The 17,325-nt window shown below is 69.5% G+C and carries 10 protein-coding genes and 2 tRNA genes; 3 read left to right on the plus strand and 9 right to left on the minus strand.

The annotated features are described in order from the left end of the window. Nucleotides 1–106: 106 nt before the first annotated feature. Together MZTS_RS12535 and MZTS_RS12540 are read right to left on the minus strand one after the other, a co-directional pair. Nucleotides 107–856, minus strand: coding sequence for a Crp/Fnr family transcriptional regulator (locus MZTS_RS12535; protein WP_192284098.1), 750 nt, complete (start codon nt 854–856; stop codon nt 107–109). Next, nucleotides 853–1,137 carry a response regulator gene (locus MZTS_RS12540; RefSeq protein WP_192284099.1) on the minus strand — a complete coding sequence of 95 codons (285 nt, stop codon included), beginning with the start codon at nt 1,135–1,137 and terminating at the stop codon, nt 853–855. The genes MZTS_RS12535 and MZTS_RS12540 overlap by 4 nt, the downstream gene beginning before the upstream one ends. Before the next feature lie 363 nt (nt 1,138–1,500). On the opposite strand from MZTS_RS12540, the gene MZTS_RS12545 reads away from it, so the two are divergent. Both MZTS_RS12545 and MZTS_RS12550 read left to right on the plus strand, forming a co-directional pair. Further along, nucleotides 1,501–2,214: a Crp/Fnr family transcriptional regulator gene (locus MZTS_RS12545; RefSeq protein WP_009864589.1), complete on the plus strand. Its 714-nt coding sequence runs from the start codon at nt 1,501–1,503 to the stop codon at nt 2,212–2,214. Continuing rightward, a complete protein-coding gene (locus tag MZTS_RS12550) occupies nt 2,214–2,468 on the plus strand; it encodes a DUF6894 family protein (protein ID WP_192284100.1) in 255 nt (84 codons plus the stop codon). Before MZTS_RS12545 ends, MZTS_RS12550 begins: the two co-directional genes overlap by 1 nt. Nucleotides 2,469–2,563: 95 nt before the next feature. On the opposite strand, the gene MZTS_RS12555 is transcribed toward MZTS_RS12550, so the two are convergent. The 7 genes from MZTS_RS12555 to MZTS_RS12585 all read right to left on the minus strand — a co-directional run bounded on the left by MZTS_RS12555 (nt 2,564) and on the right by MZTS_RS12585 (nt 16,149). Continuing rightward, a complete protein-coding gene (locus MZTS_RS12555) occupies nt 2,564–3,814 on the minus strand; it encodes a DegT/DnrJ/EryC1/StrS family aminotransferase (protein WP_192284101.1) in 1,251 nt (416 codons plus the stop codon). Nucleotides 3,815–4,060: 246 nt separating this feature from the next. Next, entirely contained in the window at nt 4,061–7,219 is a 3,159-nt protein-coding gene (locus MZTS_RS12560) for an autotransporter domain-containing protein (RefSeq protein ID WP_192284102.1), read from the minus strand. Between the two features lie 337 nt (nt 7,220–7,556). Continuing rightward, complete coding sequence (locus MZTS_RS12565) at nt 7,557–13,793, minus strand: autotransporter outer membrane beta-barrel domain-containing protein (RefSeq protein WP_192284103.1); 6,237 nt, start codon at nt 13,791–13,793, stop codon at nt 7,557–7,559. 809 nt (nt 13,794–14,602) lie between these two features. Continuing rightward, nucleotides 14,603–14,677: transfer RNA gene (locus MZTS_RS12570), tRNA-Gly, on the minus strand. 89 nt (nt 14,678–14,766) lie between these two features. After that, nucleotides 14,767–14,841, minus strand: a tRNA-Gly gene (locus tag MZTS_RS12575). A 104-nt stretch (nt 14,842–14,945) separates the two neighbouring features. Continuing rightward, complete coding sequence (locus MZTS_RS12580) at nt 14,946–15,422, minus strand: NUDIX domain-containing protein (RefSeq protein ID WP_192284104.1); 477 nt, start codon at nt 15,420–15,422, stop codon at nt 14,946–14,948. Nucleotides 15,423–15,453: 31 nt separating this feature from the next. Then, nucleotides 15,454–16,149, minus strand: coding sequence for a fumarylacetoacetate hydrolase family protein (locus tag MZTS_RS12585; RefSeq protein ID WP_192284105.1), 696 nt, complete (start codon nt 16,147–16,149; stop codon nt 15,454–15,456). A gap of 197 nt (nt 16,150–16,346) precedes the next feature. Between MZTS_RS12585 and MZTS_RS12590 the strand changes: the two genes are divergently transcribed. Further along, nucleotides 16,347–17,325: FAD-binding oxidoreductase (locus MZTS_RS12590; protein ID WP_192284106.1), on the plus strand; the 979-nt coding region annotated here is incomplete at its 3' end.

Consider the following 17,325-nt stretch of genomic DNA (forward strand, 5'->3'; position numbering starts at 1 on the left):
GAACCAGGCTTCGCGCGCCACCGCGTCGCGGGACCGCTGATGCCCGAACCGGCGGGGCCGCCTGTCGCCGCCCCGTCGGTCGCTTCCCTCCTCGTCCGACCCGGTGCTACGCCAGGGCCAGATCCATCGGGTGCAGGTAATCGGCGCGGAATTCGGCGACTTCCATGAGGTGGGGCAGGTCGCGCAGCGTCAGGCGCTTGCCCCTGCGCTCGATCAGCCCCGCGCGCTTGAGCTCCCCCAGGGAGCGGTTGACGTGGACGCTGGTCATGCCGGTGGTGTCGGCGAGGTCGATCTGGGTGATGGGCAGGTCGTAGCCGTTCTCGCTCGTCAGCCCCACCGCGCTCAGGCGCACGAACAACTCGCAGAACAGATGCGCGAGGCGCTCCACGGCGGAGCGGCGGCCGATATTGACGAGCCATTCGCGCAAAGTGGCTCCGTCCACCAGGGCCGCCGTCTGCAAGGCCTGGGTGAGCGCCGGGCGTCGGAGCAGGTCCCGGCCGTTGTCCTGTGCCACCCGCGCCATGCGGCAGGCGGAGAGCGTGCCGACGGCATGATCCATCCGGTTCACGACCGATGCGTCGAGATCGCAGACATCTCCCGGAATCAGATAGGCCATGATCTGGCGCGCGCCGTTCTCCCGCAGCTTGTAGCGGCAGGCGAAGCCCTCCGTGATCACGATCATCCCCTCGGGCCGGTCGCCCTCACGGATCAGGTCCGCGCCGGCTGGAACGGCGCGGGTGCTCGCCTCGATCCCGGCCAGGATGTCCTCGTCCGCCTCCTGCAGCGGTCCGCAGAGCTGCAGCTTACGGAGAAGCGGGCCGCGGGTGACGGCTCTGTCGCTGACCATGAGCCTCATTCGACCCGTCCCATGCGAGCGGCGAGTTCGTCCATCGTCCAGGTCACGTCACGGTGCCAGGCCGGTTTCGACAGGCACGGCATGTCGGCGAATTCCCTGTCGCGTCCGGTCGCGCCGCCGCGCTCGGCGCAGACGAGGAAGGGCACGCCGCGTCGGTGAAGCGTGCGCGCCAGCCGCGAGCCGGCGCCATCCACTTCCGTGAAGTCGAGCACGGCCAGGGCGGGAATTCGATGGCTGAGCGACATCTCCGCCTCGGCGGCGGTTCGGATCGGCCCCGTCACGCGGTAGCCCGCCGCCTCCAGGGCATCCGCCAGGTCCAGGCCGACGACCGGGTCGGCTTCGACCAGCAGGACGAAATCTTCCTGTCACCGGGGTTTCATGCTCGCTCCCGAAAAAGAATCGATCAGCGCCTCGGCAAGGATGGGCGGTGCGACCGTTCTAAGCGTGGTTTGTGTGGCATGTAAATCGGATGTCACGCTTGGTGTGATTTCCGACAAAGCAATATTTGTTATATGCTATGTCTGATCGTAAGTATATTATAGATTGATCTTTAAATTTGCAAATATAATCATAAATCAACTTATCAATTTGCTTGCCGTCAGCGAGCCGCGCTTCCCGTCGCATCATCCCCGGAAGGAGGAGGCATGGTGCATCCTCAACAGGCGACGATCCGCAACCGCCTTCTCAGGGCCATCTCGTCCGAGGACTTTTCCCGGCTCGCGCCGTTTCTGCAGTGCTTGGAGCTGGCGGTGCAGACGACCTTGATCGCCCCCGACCGGCCGGTCGAGCATCTCTACTTTCCGGAAAGCGGCATCTTCTCGATCACGGCGAACGGGCCGGAGGGCGGCGTCGAGGTCGGCATGGTCGGGCGGGAGGGCTTGGTCGGCGCGGTGCCCATCCTGACCGGCAGTGACCGGATTCCGCACGACCACTTCGTCCAGGTGCCCGGCCGCGCCCTCCGCATCGCCGTCGCGCCGCTCCACGAAGCCGTCGAGGAGAGCGAACCCCTGCGCGCCCTGCTGCTGCGCTACCTGCAGGCCGAGATCGTGCAGATCCGGCAGACCGCCTTCGCCAATGCCCGCTTCACCATCGAGGCCCGCCTCGCCCGCTGGCTTCTGATGTGCCACGACCGGCTCGACGGCGACGAGGTGCAGATCAAGCACGACTTCCTGGCGCTGATGCTGGGGGTGCAGCGCTCGGGCGTGACCCTGGCCCTGCAGAACCTGGAGGGGGCCGGCCGGATCCGGAGCCGGCGCGGGTGCATCACCGTTCTCGACCGCGCGCTGCTGGAGGCCCTGGCCGATACCAGTTACGGGGTGGCGGAGGCGGAATATGCACGGCTGATCGAGGGCGCGTGATGCCTCGCTACTTCTTCCATCTGCGCTATGGTCCCGACAAGCTGGCGCCCGATCCGGAGGGGGAGATCCTGGCCGACCCGCAGGTGGCCCGCACCCAGGCCCTGGCGGCGGCGCGCGACCTGATCGCCCATACCCGCTCCGACAGCATCTGCGACTGGTTCGTCTGCCGTTTCGAGATCGTCGACGAGGCGGGCGCGCCCGTCCTCACCGTGCCGTTCGGAGAGACCGTAACCCCAGGGGCGGATCAGGAGTGAGACGGAATCCGCTTGATCGGAGCGGGGTGATCCGCCGCTTCGCTGTCCTGACAAGACCGGTCGGTCTCATCGCTTCGATTGCGCGGAGGAAGCCTTCACTGTGAAGCGGCGATCCGCCCGATGATCCGCGCCACGGTACCGGGATCGAGGTCCGGATAGATCGGCAGGCACAGCACCTGATCGGCGGCCATGGCCGCCGCGGGCAAGTGCCTCCGGTCGGCGCTGGGAAGGGTCCGATAGGCCGGGAAATCGGAGATCAGGGGGGAAAAGTAACGCCGGGCATGGATACCGTCGCGCTTGAGCGCATCGTAGAGCGCGTCGCGGTCGATGGGATGATCGGGCCCGACCAGGATCGGGAAATAGGCGTAGTTGGCCGCCCCCTCCTCCGCCGCGTCGAGGCAGCGGATCCCGGGGATGTCGCGCAGGCCCTCGCGATAGGCCGCGTCCACCGCCCTCCGGCCTGCCAGGGCGGTGTCGATATGCCGGAGCTGCACGAGGCCGAAGGCCGCGTTCAGCTCGCTCATCTTGCCGTTGAGGCCGACCCCGCTCACGGAGGTCTCGTCCTCGAAGCCGAAATTCTTCAGCTTGTCGATCTGGTCCTTCATGGCCGGATCGGCGCAGACGATGGCGCCGCCCTCGAAGGTGTTGAACACCTTGGTGGCGTGGAAGCTCAGCACCGACAGGTTGCCGTGGTTGAGGACGCTTCCGCCACGATGGCGCACGCCGAAGGCGTGGGCGGCGTCGTAGATCACCTTGAGCCCGTGCCGGTCGGCGATGGCGGTGATGGCCTCCACGTCACAGGGCCGTCCGTAGCAGTGAACGGGCAGGATCGCGCGGGTGCGCGGTGTGATCGCGGCCTCGATCCGGGCGGGATCGAGGTTGAGGGTGTCCGGATCGATATCGATGAAGACCGGGGTCAGGCCGCTCCACATCAGGGCGTGCGAGGTCGCGACGAAGGAATAGGGCGTGGTGATCACCTCGCCGGAGAGTTCGAGCGCCCGCAGCGCCACGATCAGCGCGGTGGTGGCGTTGTTGAACAGGGCGACCTGCGGCACGCCGAGATGGGCGGCGAGCCGCGCCTCCAATTCGCGATGGAACGGGCCGCCATTGGTCAGGATCCGCGTCCGCCAGATCTCCCGCAGGAGCGGCTCGAACTCTTCGAGCGGCGGCAGGAACGGGCGGGTGACGTAGACCGGCGCCTCCGCGCCGTCCCCGGCCTCCGGGGCAGCTGGGCCGAGAGGCCCGGCGAATTCCCGCTCCAACCGGCGCAGGGTCGCCTGGAGCGGAGGCTCAGGCTGGCCGGGGGCGTCCGCCTCGCGGACGGGGTCAAGCGGAGCGGGTTGCATCGAGCCTCGGCGCTGCGATGGCGTGCTCGGCCGGTGAGCGTCCGGCCCTACGCATTCTGCGATGATCGAGCATGCCCGGCCTTCCTGCGCCGGAAAGATGTTAAGATTTGTATGGCTAACGAAACGTTAATGCCGCCTGAACCGGAAGGAGGGAACCCACGTGCGGGCATGCTCGCCCGGCCCCGGCCCCGGCTTGCCGGTTCGGGCCCGGCACCGGACCTGGGCCCGGCAGCGCGCGTGCCATCCTTACCAAGCGTAGCGCAGGCCGCCGGCGAAGAGATGGGCGGTGAGGTTGGAGCCGACCGCCGCCTCGTAGCGGGCGAAGACCTGCACGGTCTCCTTCTGTGCCGTGAGGCCGGCACTGACGACGCCGGTGTCGCGGCCGATGCCGGCGAAGGTGGTGGTGAAGGGGGCGCCGGGGGCGCCGATCAGCGAGGCCGTCACCAGCGAGACCGTATCGCCGACATTGCGGTAGTAGCGCGCCCGCAGTTCGGGGCTGATCAGGATGCCGTCGTGCAGGAAGGCCGAGCTCAGCCGCACCCCGACCGAGGGCTGCACGATGTCCTGCGTCTCCGACCGGGAGAGGAGGCCGGCCGATCCGGCGCCCTGCTCGGAGAAGCCGTCGCGGCTCAGCCGATACCAGTCGAGGCCGAGACTCGGCTCGGCGTAAAGGGCGCCGAACCGGGCGCGCGTCCCGAGCTTGACCGCCGCGCTGAGGTCGTCGCCGCCGAAGCGGCCGATGGCGGTCCGTGACAGGTCGCCGAAGGCGAGGCCGCGGCTCGTCCGGTTGTCGGTATGGGTATAGGCCGCCACCGCATCGACGAAGACCGGTTCGAGATCGAGCGAGCCGTAGACCGAGCCCTGATAGGCGCTGGACCATCCGCGATTCGCGCTGGAGAGGGCGGCGGTGCTGCCATCGGCGTAGCCGAAGCTGGCGCCGAGCAGGGCGCCATCGAACTGCTTGTCCGCGCCGACCAGCACGCCGGCTTGGTTGAGATCGAACCCGCCGCGTCCGCCGATGGAGCCGGGACCGCCGAGGGCGCGCGCCCACAGGGACACGTCTCCCGTGGCCGGTGCCGTGCCGGTGAGGCCGGCGGCGGCGGCGCGCAGGGCCTGGCCGGTGCCGACCGGATCGAGGGCGGCCCAGGATCCGTCGAGGCCGATGCCGGGCTGGAGATCGGTGCGCCCGGCCCGGCGATCCGCCATGCGGTCTTCGAGGGCGCGCACGAACTGTCCGCGCTGCACCGCATCGGCCGTGGCCGCATTGGCGATGGCCTCGCCCGAGAGGGACTGCAGGGCCGCCGCGCCGGCGGCGTCGGTCTCGGTCCGGTCGAGGGCGTAGAACACCGTGTCGAGATCGCCCTGGGGCTGCAGCAGGTAGGAGCGGTTCAGGTGCCGGGCGACCGCGCGCTGGTTGGCTGTGATCGCCGGAGCGGTGAAGTCGCGGTTGAAGGTGATCGAGACCGCGTTCGGCTCGTAGGTCAGGGTCTCGGTCAGGAAGGGGTTGAGGTCGATCACCTCGCCGAAGCGACCGCTGGTGGCGCCCGTGCTGGTGGCGAAGGTGAAGCTCTGGCGGGCGATCTTGTCGGCCGGGTCGAAGATGAGGTCGATGCCGCCGCCGACGACGAGGTTGCCGTTGACCCGCAGGGCATCGACGCGGTCGGTGTCGACCTCCATCCGGATGCGACCGCTGCCGGCCTGCTCGTAATCGCCGTCGATGGTCAGGGTGCCGATGGAATTGCCCGGCGACAGCAGGCCTTCGTTCCGGACCGTGCCGATGATCGTGCCCGATCCGCCGAGCACCGCGTCCTTCGCCACGGTGAGTTCGGTCGTGCGATAGGTCGTGGCCGTGTTGATCTTCAGCGTGCCTTCCTGAACCGCGGTCAGCACGCGGGCCTCGGTGACCGATGAGCGGAGATCGAGGGTACCGAGACCCGTCTTGGCGAGATCGCCGCTGCCCGAGAGGGTGTTGTCCCGCAGGGTCAGGATCGTGCCGGCCTCGGTCCGGAAGGTCGCCCCGAAGGTCGAGCCGCCGATCGCGCCCGCCGACACCGAGGCGTTGACCGCGATGTCGCGGTTCACGGTGAGGCTCTGCGTGGTATTCAGCGTGCCGCCCTGCAGGGTCAGGAGCCCCGAGCGGGCGCCGAGATTGGCGTCGCTGGCGATGCGGACGGTGCCGTTGTCGATCCGGGTTCCGCCGGCATAGCTGTTCTGGCCGGCGAGCGTCAGCACCGATTCGCCGCTCTTGATCAGGCCGCCGGTGCCGCCGATGCTGCCGGCGAAGGTGCGGTCGCGGATCTCGATATTGGCGACGTAGGGCCGGACGAGTTCGGCCGGTTCTCCCGCCTCCAGCAGGTCGGTCTTCCACGCGTAATCGGCGATCATGGCGTGGGCCTTGGTCGTCGGGTGGAACTCGTCCCAGAACAGGTAGTCGCCGACCGTGTCGCCCGAGCAGGCGCCGACATATTGGCCGGTATCGGCGTTCACGCAGTTGTCCTGGCCATTCCTGAAGCCGAAGCTTTCCGGCCGGGCCTGAACCTCCTTGAGGAGCGCGGCCGCGTCGACGGCGACGATGCGTTCGGATCGCCCGTTCCTGTCGAACTGATCCTGAATCCGATACAGCTTGTCCTTGATCTGCCGGTTGGTCTCGAGGATCTCGGCGCCGAGGGCCTCGGCGACATTGAGGTGGTCCCGGGTGATCTTGGGCGTCGTGGCGATGTCCGGGACCGTGTTCACGTAATAGGTCGCGCCTCTTTGGGCGATATCGCTGCGCGCACGAACCGCCTCGCTGAGCCGGTTCAGCTCTTTCGGAATGCTGTCCAGCAACTGGCTCGACGCCTTGCCGAGCTTCATGTCCTTGACAGGCTTGTCGGTCTTGCCCAGGCCCAAGAACGTGTCCTCGACCTCTTGCCTGTAATTGTTTCCGCCAATCCAGAGCGTAAACAATGGTTTCGCTCCAAATTCGGATGCATCGGTTTTGTATTTCCGCTGCCCGAAAATGGGAAATCCGGTTTTCTCGGAGATCGACTTGATAAGCGTCGCGTTCTGCGCTTCGAACTTGTCGACGATAAAACCGATGCCGGCATTGACGTAATATCCGGCGGTGGCGCCGCCCCAGGCCAGGTTGTGATCCTTGTTGTACGGGGTGCCATTCAGGTCGCTGTTAAGATACTCGATCCAGACCCGGCCGTTCGAGAAGCGCCCCTGATCGTAGGGTTCGCCGATGGGCTGCCTTTTGGCGGGAACGTATTTCTTTCCCGTGGCTTCGTAGGTGCGCCTCGTATCGGACAGGCTGTCCCCGAGATTCCAGATCGTGCTGTAACGCTCGGCGGACAGGGCCGTGCTCGAGAGGAGGCTCGCGAGCAGGAACCCGAGGCAGAGGCCGCGCGCCTTGTTGACCGACATGGAAATCGTCCGGCTGAGGAGAGGACGCTCGTATCGAGCGGGACGCCACCCACCTGCCGAGGCCGCGGATCGAGCGGGTCCGTGATCTGAATAAGATCCGATTTATGGTTAAGATATCATTAAAGACGCCGTGATGGCTCGGTCTTTGACTTGAGTAGGCTCGACGGCAAAATAAAGCGCGAAGATCGGGCGGCGGGGTCGACAGACCGCAGGTTGATTGTGAGCCAGATTCGCAGGCTGTCGCACAGCGTTCGAGAAACAGGGCCGCCATGCGGCGCCTGCCGTGATCGCCCCGGTCCCGAGGCGGCGCGCCCGGGAGCGCGCGCCGCCTCGGGCGTCAGAACCGCACCGCCAGACGCGCCGTGCCGAGATGCGACAGGAACCGGTCGCCGACATGGGCCTGATACTCGCCCGTCAGTTCGACCCCGCCGCCGAGGCCGATCTGGAAGCCGAGTCCCGCCTCGCCGACCGTGTCCGGGATGCGGGAGTTCGTGGCGAACAGGCCGTTCACGCCACTGCCCTGGAAGCTCGCGAGGCCGGTGAAGTGATCGTCGGACAGGAGCGTCACGCCGAGGGTGCCGTAGGGGCGCAGCCAGCGCCCGCCATCGAGATCGAAGCGGCCGCCGATCTCGACGTTCGGGCTGAAGGCGAACAGCGTCTTGCCCAGGGCCCGGACGTCGAGGTTCAACCCCGGCGCACCGCTCTCGGAATAGGCCGGGCTGTGAGAGTAGAGCAGATCGAGATCGATATAGGGCTTGATGTACCAAGTCTCGAACAGGACCTGGTAGCTCGCCCGCAGGCGACCGCCGGCCGTGAGCACTTCCGACTTGCTGCGCGCCAGCGCATTGCCGCCGCCGATATCGATCGCCCGCAGGTTGTTCTGCCACGCATAGCCGAGATTGGCCGAGGCCGCGAAGAGCCAGGGCCCCACTTGGTGCTTCAAGGCCACGGAAACGTCGCCGGCATCGCTGACCGTGCCGGTGATCCGGTCGGAATCGCTCTGGTTGGCGCGGGTATAGGCGCCCGACAGGCCGAAGAACCAGTCCGGGGCGAACTCGGTCTGCAGGCCACCCTGGTAGCTCAGGGCGTTCTGACGGTAGCCGCCCTCGCCGGGCGATGAGAACAGGCTGGTCCGGGCGGCGGTGACGCGGCCCCAGACACATTCGCCCTCGCGCAGCAGGGTGCCGGTCCCCTCGAAGGCGGGGCAACTCATCGCCCGCTTCAGGCCGGCCCGGGTGTCGAAGGTGCGGTCGGTCAGGGTGTACTGGTTCGATTCCTGGTTCAGCTCGTCGAGCGCCGCAGCATAGCTCCTGGTGCTGTTGACCGAGAGGAACCGGGCGAACAGGTCGGCCTCGCCGATCGACCCGTTGTTCCACAGCGTCTGCAGGGCTTCGGCGGCCGATTTCTGGTCGCTGTTCAGGGTCATCCCGAGGGGCGTGACGAAATTGGCGGTCGGGCTCAGGGCGAGGCTGTTCCCCGAGCGCAGGATCGCCCAGGACACCGGCACCGAGTCCGACTGGATCGTCGTGGAGGCGGCTCCCGCCGTCATGTTCGTGATGCCGCCCGCCGTGAGGAAGGTGTACTGTCCCGGCAGGAGCCCGCCGATAACGTTGGGCTGCACGGTGCCGGTAAGCCAAGCCAGTCCGCTCACCGTCAGCAGGTCGGCGCGCAGGGCGCCGGCTTGGGCGAGCGGCGCGACGTCGACCAGCATCCGGCCCCCGCTGGTCTGCGTGAAGTTCCCGGTCAGAGTGGTCTGGGCGACGGTGCCGACCCCGCCGATGTCGAGCGTGGCATGGTTGTACAGCCAGCCGCCGCGGCCGAGATCGATCACGCCGTCGGGGCGCGTGCGCAGCACCGCCGAGCCGAAGCCGTCCGGGCCGTTCACCACGGCGCTGACGCGATCGGCGGTCCGATCGGGCGTCACGATGTCGCCGATCAGGGTGCCGCGGTTGCTGATCTCGACCGGGTTGATGGTGCCGACGACGGCCCGGCCGGAGGCGGCGCTGACCACGGCCCGCTCGTCGATCAGGATGCGGTTGTTGAAGGCGCCGCCCTCGAGGCGGATCGCCGCGCCGGTGCCGCTGCCGCCGGTGGTGACCCCGTTTACGGTGACGGTGACGGCGATGGCGCCGCCCGCACGGGTCGGGTCGAGGCGGCCGTCACTGCTCTGGACGCCGCTCTGCGCGAAGATCGCGTTGGAATCCTTGCCGGTGGCGACGATCGACCCGGCGCTCGTGATGGTGATGGTGCCGCCGGAGCCGGTGGAGGTGGCGCGCGACTTGAGCGGGTCCGGCGCCTGGACCAACTGGCCGGAGGCGAGGATCGGGTTGGACAGGTCTACGATCAGGCCGCCGCCGCCGCCGAGGCTCTGGGCCAGGATGCCGTGGGAGCGCTCGCCGCTGGTGCGGATCGCGGCGCCGTCCTTGAGGGTGACGCTGATGGCGCCGCCATTGCCCTGCGCGCCCTCCCGAAGCAGGAAGGGAACCGCGTAGCCCATCACCTGATGTGCGCCGGCATAGCCACCGCCGCCGCCGATCGATTGCAGCAGCAGGGCGGTCGCGGCATCGCCCGTGGTCGTCACCTGGGCGCCGGCCGAGAGGGTGACATCCACCGTGCCGCCGTTGCCGTTCGCGCCGCCCGCGCCGCCGATCCCGAAGGTGTAGGCGTCGCCGCTGGCGCTGGCCGCGGCCGCCGCCGTGCCGCCGCCGCCGCCGACGCTCTGCGCCAGGAGACCGAGGGCGCCGAAGCCGCCGGTGGCCACCGTGCCGCCCTGCGTGACCGTCACGGCGCCGCCATCGCCGGCCGCCTTGCCGGAGCCGCCCAGGGTCAGGCTACCGGACTTCTTCGGCGCGCCCTCGGACGCAGGCTGTTCGGCGATCTTCTCGATCCCGACCGCCGCCAGCAGCGCGTTGGCGAGTTCCTTGGCGTCGCTGCCGGATTGGGTCTTCGCGGCCTGCGCCTTGCCCGTCTGCGCGGAGGCATCGGCCTTCACCGTCTCCTTGGCCGTCCCCTTGACGACCGGGAGCAGGAACGACCCGCCGCCGCCGCCGACGCTCTGGGCCACGATGCCGTGGGCCTCGTTGCCGGCGGTGACGACCGCGCCCGTGTTCTCGACCGAGACGTCGCCACCCTTGCCGCCCTTGCCGCCATCGCCGCCGACATTGAGGGTGACGATCAGGCTGCCCTCCTTGCTGCTGCCGGTGGTCGTGGCGCCCACGCCGCTGCCGCCGCCACCGCCGACGCTCTGGCCGTACAGGCCGTAGGACATGTCGTCCGCCGTCGCGACGGCGCCGCGGTTGACGATCGTGACCGTGCCGCCCTCGTTGCCGTCACCGCCCGTGCCGCCGAGGACTGCCCGGTAGTTGTTGGCGTTGGTCGCGGCGGCGAAGGCCATGCCGCCCTGGCCGCCGCCGCCGCCGACGCTCTGGGCGAAGACGCCGTGGGCGACAGCGCCGAGGGTCGTGATGGTCCCGTCATTGGTGACGGTGGCCGCGCCGCCCTTGCCGCCTGTGCCGCCATCGCCGCCGAGGCTCAGGGTTGCCGCCACGTCGGGCAGCTTGACGCTGCTCTTCTTCTGCGCGGCCAGATAGTCAGACGCGCTCTTGCTGTAGGATTGCAGCAGCTTGCCGAATTCGGAATCCTTGATCTTCTTGGCGAGAGATTTGTACTGATCGGTGTCTTTGATGTCTTTCAGAAATTGATCGAGGGCTTCCTTGGTGTCCTTGTTTTTTTTGTCCTTGGCCCAGTCGTTGTAGGCCGTGACGCCGATCGCCGTCTTGATCTGGGTCCAGATCTGGCCGACGGCGTCCGCCTCGGACGCCTTGCGCGCCGCGACGCTGCCGCCGAAACCGCCGCCGCCGCCGATGCTCTGCGCGACGATGCCGTGCGCGCCGTCGCCCCAGGTCTCGATTCCGCCCGCCGCAGCGTTGGTCACCGTGACGCTGCCGCCGGTATTGCCGCCGCCGCCCTTGCCGCCGAGGGTGAGATTCGCGTTGAGCTTGCCCTGGGCGGCGCCCTGCACGTCACCGCCGGTGCCGCCGCCGCCGCCGATGCTCTGGGCGAAGATGCCGATCGCGTCGGAGCCGCCGGTCCGCAGGACGCCTGCATTGGTCACGGTGACGGCTTGGCCCTTGCCGCCGCCGCCGCCCTGGCCGCCGATGGTCCGGGTCACCGACAGGGTGTCCGCCACCGGGAGCTTGCCGATCAGCTCGTTCAAGGTCCTGTCGAAGGAGAAGCCGGGCGCCGCGAGCCCCGTGGCGCTGCCGCCGTTGCCGCCGCCGCCGCCGATGCTCTGGGCCAGGATGCCGTGGGCGAAGCTGCCGCCGGTCACCACCGTGCCGAAATTGTCGACGCCGATCGTGCCGCCGTCGCCGCCGCTGCCGCCCTTGCCGCCGATGGCCTGTGCCGCGTCGATGTTCTGCCGCAGGCTGAGACTGTTGCTCGTGGCGTTCGACTTGCCGGCATTGCCGCCGCCGCCGCCGATGCTCTCCGCCTGGAGGCCGACGGCCTCGTCGCCGGAGGTCGAGACGAAGCCGCGATTGGTGATCTCGGCCCGGCCGCCCTTGCCGCCGCCGCCGCCGGTTCCGCCGAGGGTGGTGCTGAAGCTGATCGCCGCCTCGCCGGGCGGCGCGACCGCGAGGGCATAGGCCAGGGCGTCGCCGGCCATGCCGCCGCCGCCGCCGATGCTGAGGGCCTGCACCCCGGTCGCGGCGCCGCCATAGGTGACGACGGTGCCGCTATTGGTCACCGAGGCGAGGCCGCCCGCGCCGCCCAGGCCGCCGGAGCCGCCGACCGAGGCCGAGACGGCGATGCTCGGCAGGGTCTTTCCATTGGGCAGGACCAGGGGCGTCGCGATGGCCGTGGAGCGCGCCGAGCCGCCGACGCCGCCGCCGCCGCCGATGCTGAGCGCGTCGAGGCCGAGCGCCGCGCGACCGCTCGTGGTCACGCCGGCGCTGCTCTCGATCCGCGCCTCGCCGCCCTTGCCGCCACCGCCGCCGCTGCCGCCCACCGACAGGGCGACCGCGAAGCCCGGACTTGCTGTCGTGGCCGAGGCGACGCCGCCGGCACCGCCGCCGCCGCCGACGCTCTCGGCCAGGATCGCGCTCGCCCCGTCCCCGGAGGTCGCGATCGATCCGCCGGCCGCCTTCACCTGGACCGTGCCGGCATGGCCGCCGGCGCCGCCGCCGCCGCCCAGCGCGTAGGTGAAGAAGGCGCCCGGCTTGATCGAGGCGCCGCCGACGCCGCCGCCGCCGCCGATGCTCTGGGCCAGGATGCCGTAGGCGTCCGTCCCCGCCGTCTCGATCCCGCCGCTCTGCTGCACCGTGACCGCGCCGCCGAGGCCGCCCATGCCCCCGGTTCCGCCGGAGGTGAAGGGCAGGATGCCGGCCTGTCCGCCGCTGCCGCCGCCGCGCCCGGCCTGTGGGGCCGAGGCCTGGAAGGCGTCGAGCGCGTTGCCGCCGCCGACGCTCTGCGCCAGGACGCCGGCCGAGCCGGTCCCGGAGGTCCGGATCGTGCCGGCCTGAGTCACCTCCACTGACCCGCCGGCCCCGGCCGAGCCGCCGTCGCCGCCGCTTCCGAAGGGCGCGCGGCCGCCATCGCCGCCCGGCCCGCCGACCGATTGGGCGATGAGGGCCGAACTGTACGCGCCGAGGGTCGTGAGGGTGCCGATCTGGTCCACCTTGACCGCGCCGCCGGCGCCGCCCTTGCCGCCCGCCGAACCGTTGATGCCGGTGGTGTCGCCGCCGCCGGCGCCGCCGACACTCTGGACCAGGACGCCGACCGAGTTCGCGCCCGCCGTGACGATGCTGCCCTGGTTGACGAGCACGGCCCGACCGCCGGCACCGGCATCGCCGGGAAGCTCGCTGCTGCCCCGCGTGGTTCTCATGCCGCCATCGCCGCCGAGGGACTCGATCACGGCGCCGGGCGCGGAGGCGCCGCCGGTCTCGATCCTGCCCGCGGGAGTGACGGTGAGTTCCGCCAAGCCGCCCAGGCCGCCCGTCTGCTCCGAGCGCTTGCTTTCGGAGGTGGCGCCGTCGCCCGCCTTGCCGCCCCTGGAGCGAACCGAGACGCCGGAGGTGCGATCCCCGAAGGCGGAGAGCGGCGCCTGCAGGATGAGGCGGGCAGGCCCGCCATCGCCGCCCCGGGCAATGCCCTTATCCCCGCCATCGCCGCCCTTGCCGCCCTGCGAGGCAACGCCGATCAGCGCGAGCCCGGCGCTCTGATCGAGGCCGCCAGTCACCGGCCCAGTCTCGGTCAGAGTCACGGCGCCGCCGTTTCCGCCCCGACCGCCATTGCCGTCGAAAACGAGGCCCTTCGGATTGTTCCCGCCGTTTCCGCCGGTCGACCTGGCCTCGACGGCCATACCCTGGAGGATCGTCAGCGAGTCGCCCTGGGTGACCTGCACATTCGGCCCGCTCGCGCCGTCACCGCCATCTTTGTTGAAGCAGAGTAAGGCGCAGTTCTCGCCTTTCGGGCCGTCGGCCCCGCGCTGCACGAAGGAGCGCGCGGCGTCCTGGGCCCGGGCCTCTCCGCCCTGCGTCACGATCAGCGCGCAGACGCTCACTCCCGTCAGCAAGGCGAGGGAGCATCCCAGCTGGGTCGAATCCATCCGCCGGCGAGGGCGAGACATCCAGGGCGAAGTCATGGAAACGCGGGCCCTTCTATACCTGTGATCGTGCACTGGTCTTACGCGGTGCCAAGCTGACAGGCACAGGCACGCCAATCTTTGCTTTGATGAATTCGGTCATAGCCGGAGGTATGTCCATGTCCAGCGCGGATCATCTTCGCTGGTGCATGAAATGCCGACGTCACGAGTGGCCCGGCATCGTGCCCGGCATGGTGAGCCGCGCAGAGCGCCCGGATTCGACTGGGATGCGTGAGCCTGTCGGGTTCTGCATCATTCATCTCCAAGTGCCGATGCTCGTTTCGGCACGATGGTCCGAGGGAGCCTCGCCACGCCTTCCCCGCTGCGCCGTCATGGCGCCGGGAGCGTTCCCGGCGATCGCGGCTTCGTGAGCGCTTAAGCCGATTCGGGCTTCATTTCGGTGAAGACCGTTCCGCCTCCCGATCCGTTCTTGTCTCCGGCCCGAGTCGCGAGGATCCTGTTCTGGGCAGGACCGAACGCCGAGCCCGGCATTCTCCGGTTCTGGATGGAGAATATAACATATGATTGACAGTCTCGACGGCTCCTCTGTTCGCTGCCTGGCGCGTCGCGTCTCGTGTGGCGGCAGGGTGACAGAGGTCGCGGCAGGCGCGGGCGTGCGGCGATCGGCTTCGGGGCGAGCCAGTCGAGGAAAGGAAGGGTTGAGACGCGTAGGATCGGCCCGTCGCGGCCCTGCGAGCGCATCGCGGGTCGGGTCTGAAAAGGCTTGATGTCGATGAGACTGGAGCGGGCGAAGGGATTCGAACCCTCGACCCCAACCTTGGCAAGGTTGTGCTCTACCCCTGAGCTACACCCGCTCACATGTCCGTCCGGCTGGACAATCGGTTACGAGCCAAAACGAAAATGCCGGAAGGCGACCTTCGTCCGGTTGGTCAGTTTTAAAAACTGGAGCGGGCGAAGGGATTCGAACCCTCGACCCCAACCTTGGCAAGGTTGTGCTCTACCCCTGAGCTACACCCGCTCTCTCGTCCGTTCGTCCGGCGCCGTGGCGCCTCCGTCGGTGGCGCTGTCTAAACACCATTCCGCCGGAGGATGCAAGGGCCAAGTTCGCGGTTTTTACGCGGCTCACCAAAGCTCGGCCGAGGGCTGCCCGTGGCGGATCTCATCGAGGCGGGCGCGGGTGGCGCGGGTGGTGCCTGCCGGCAGGGCGTCGAGGGGGAAGAAGCCGCTCTCGGCGATCTCGCGGTCGGGCCGCTTCGGACCGGTCACCGTGAAGGCCGGGGCCACGTAGAGGGCGATATGGTCGCGACGCAGGGCGGCCGGATTGAGAAAGAAGCCGTGCAGCCGCAGGGGCGCCTCGGGCGAGACCACGATCTCGGCTTCCTCGCGGAACTCGCGGATCATCGCCGCCGGGGCGCTCTCGCCGGGTTCGATGCCGCCGCCCGGCAGGTGCCAGCCGCCGACATAGGTATGGCGCACGAGGCACACCCTCCCCTGCCCGTCGATGGCGACGCCGCGGACGCCGAGCGTCATGCCGCGGGTGAGGAGCGCGGCGCGCAGGGCGAGGCGCTGCAGCCAGGGCCGGTCGAGATTCACGATCATCCCCGGCTTCTATCCTGCCGATATACGGGCGTCACACCACCCTGAGCCCGATCGCACCCACGCCTTCGATCCGTGCGGTCATGGTCTGCCCGCGCCGGACCGGGCCGACGCCGGAGGGCGTGCCGGTGAAGATCAGGTCGCCGGGATGCAGCTCGAAATAGGTCGAGAGCAGCGCGACCTGCTCCGGCACCGACCAGATCATCTCGGAAAGGTCGCCCCGCTGGCGCTCCTCACCGTCGACCGCGAGGGTGATCGCCCCGGTGCGCGGATGGCCGATGGTGCCGGCCGGCCGCAACGGGCCGATGGGGGCGGAAAGATCCGCCGCCTTGCCCATGTCCCAGGGCCGGGCCTGCCGCTTGGCCTCGTCCTGAAGGTCGCGGCGGGTCATGTCGAGGCCGACGGCGTAGCCGTAGACATGGGCGGCGGCGGTGGCGACGGGGATGTCGCGCCCGCCCTGGCCGAGGGCGGCCACCAGTTCCACTTCGAAATGGTAGTTCTCGGTGCGCGGCGGATAGGGATGGTCGGCCGTCCCGCCCTCGGGCACGACCTGCAGGGTGTCGGCGGGTTTGAGGAAGAAGAAGGGCGGGTCGCGCTCGTCGGCGCCCATTTCTCGGGCATGGGCGCGGTAATTGCGGCCGACGCAATAGACCCGCCGCACGGGGAAGAGATCGTCGCTGCCATGGATCGGCAGCGTGATGCGGGGCGGATTCGGGATCACGGACAGCATGGCGCCTGGAAGCCTCATGGTCGGGACGGCGGAACGCGGGCGAGCCGGGCGGCGATCCGCTGGGGGAAGGAAACCCTCGGAAGCGCGGAGCGTGCCATGCCGCGCTCGCATCGTCTCCCGCCCTTCTCATCTCGGCGTGCAAAGGGGGCCTCTCCGGCCTATCCCAGCCGTATTGTCCCGCCATCCGACCGACGCCGATGACCGACGCCGCCTTCCCCCCTGATCGCCTCCTCGCCACGCTCTCGGAGCGGCTCGGCGCCCGGTATGTCCGCACCGATCCCGAGGGGCTGGCGTCGCATCTCGTCGAGGCGCGCGGGCTCTATCGCGGCGATGCCCTGGCCGTGGTCGCGCCGGGCACGACCGAGGAGGTCGCCTTCACCATGCGGGCCTGCGCCGAGGCGCGGGTGCCGGTGGTGGCCCAGGGGGGCAATACCGGCCTCGTCGGTGGTGGGGTGCCCTTCGGCGGAATCGTGCTGTCGCTGAACCGGCTGACGCGGCTGCGCGCCGTCGATCCCCTCGGGGCCAGCATCACGGTCGAGGCGGGTATGACCGTGGCCGAGGTGCAGGCGGCGGCCGACGCGGCGGGGATGCTGTTCCCGCTCGCCTGGGCGGCGGACGGCACGGCGCGGATCGGCGGCGGCCTCGCCACCAATGCCGGGGGGCTCGCCGTGCTCGCCTACGGCAATGCCCGCGACCTCGTGCTCGGGCTCGAGGTCGTGCTCGCCGACGGCCGGGTCTGGAACGGGCTGAAGGCCCTGCGCAAGAACAATGCGGGCTACGACCTCAAGCACCTCTTCGTCGGCTCCGAGGGAACCCTCGGCCTCATCACCGCCGCGACCCTGAAGCTGTTTCCCAAGCCGCTGTCCAAGAGCGTCGGCTTCGTCGGCCTGCCCTCGGCGCAGGCAGCCCTGGCCCTGTTCGCGCGGCTGCGGTCGGGCGCCGACCGGGGGCTGACGGCCTTCGAGTACATGCCCCGCTTCGGCCTGGAGATGGTGCTGAGGCACGGCACCGACGTGCGCCCGCCGCTCGCCGGATCTCATGACGCCTACGCCCTGGTCGAGCTCTCCTCCCCCCATCCCGGCAGCGAGGCCCGCGCGGCTCTGGAAGGCCTGCTGTCCGAGGCGATGGAGGCGGGTCTGGTGCAGGACGCCGTCATCGGCGGCAGCGCCGCGCAGG

The organism is Methylorubrum zatmanii, assembly GCF_014845115.1.
In the GTDB taxonomy this organism is placed as follows: domain Bacteria; phylum Pseudomonadota; class Alphaproteobacteria; order Rhizobiales; family Beijerinckiaceae; genus Methylobacterium; species Methylobacterium zatmanii.

Excerpts from the sequence above, each read along its gene's own strand:
- MZTS_RS12545 (WP_009864589.1), top strand. The coding sequence starts at position 1,501 with ATGGTGCATCCTCAACAGGCGACGATCCGCAACCGCCTTCTCAGGGCC.
- MZTS_RS12550 (WP_192284100.1), top strand. The coding sequence starts at position 2,214 with ATGCCTCGCTACTTCTTCCATCTGCGCTATGGTCCCGACAAGCTGGCG.
- MZTS_RS12555 (WP_192284101.1), bottom strand. The coding sequence starts at position 3,814 with ATGCAACCCGCTCCGCTTGACCCCGTCCGCGAGGCGGACGCCCCCGGC.
- MZTS_RS12535 (WP_192284098.1), bottom strand. The coding sequence starts at position 856 with ATGAGGCTCATGGTCAGCGACAGAGCCGTCACCCGCGGCCCGCTTCTC.
- MZTS_RS12560 (WP_192284102.1), bottom strand. The coding sequence starts at position 7,219 with ATGTCGGTCAACAAGGCGCGCGGCCTCTGCCTCGGGTTCCTGCTCGCG.
- MZTS_RS12580 (WP_192284104.1), bottom strand. The coding sequence starts at position 15,422 with ATGATCGTGAATCTCGACCGGCCCTGGCTGCAGCGCCTCGCCCTGCGC.
- MZTS_RS12585 (WP_192284105.1), bottom strand. The coding sequence starts at position 16,149 with ATGCTGTCCGTGATCCCGAATCCGCCCCGCATCACGCTGCCGATCCAT.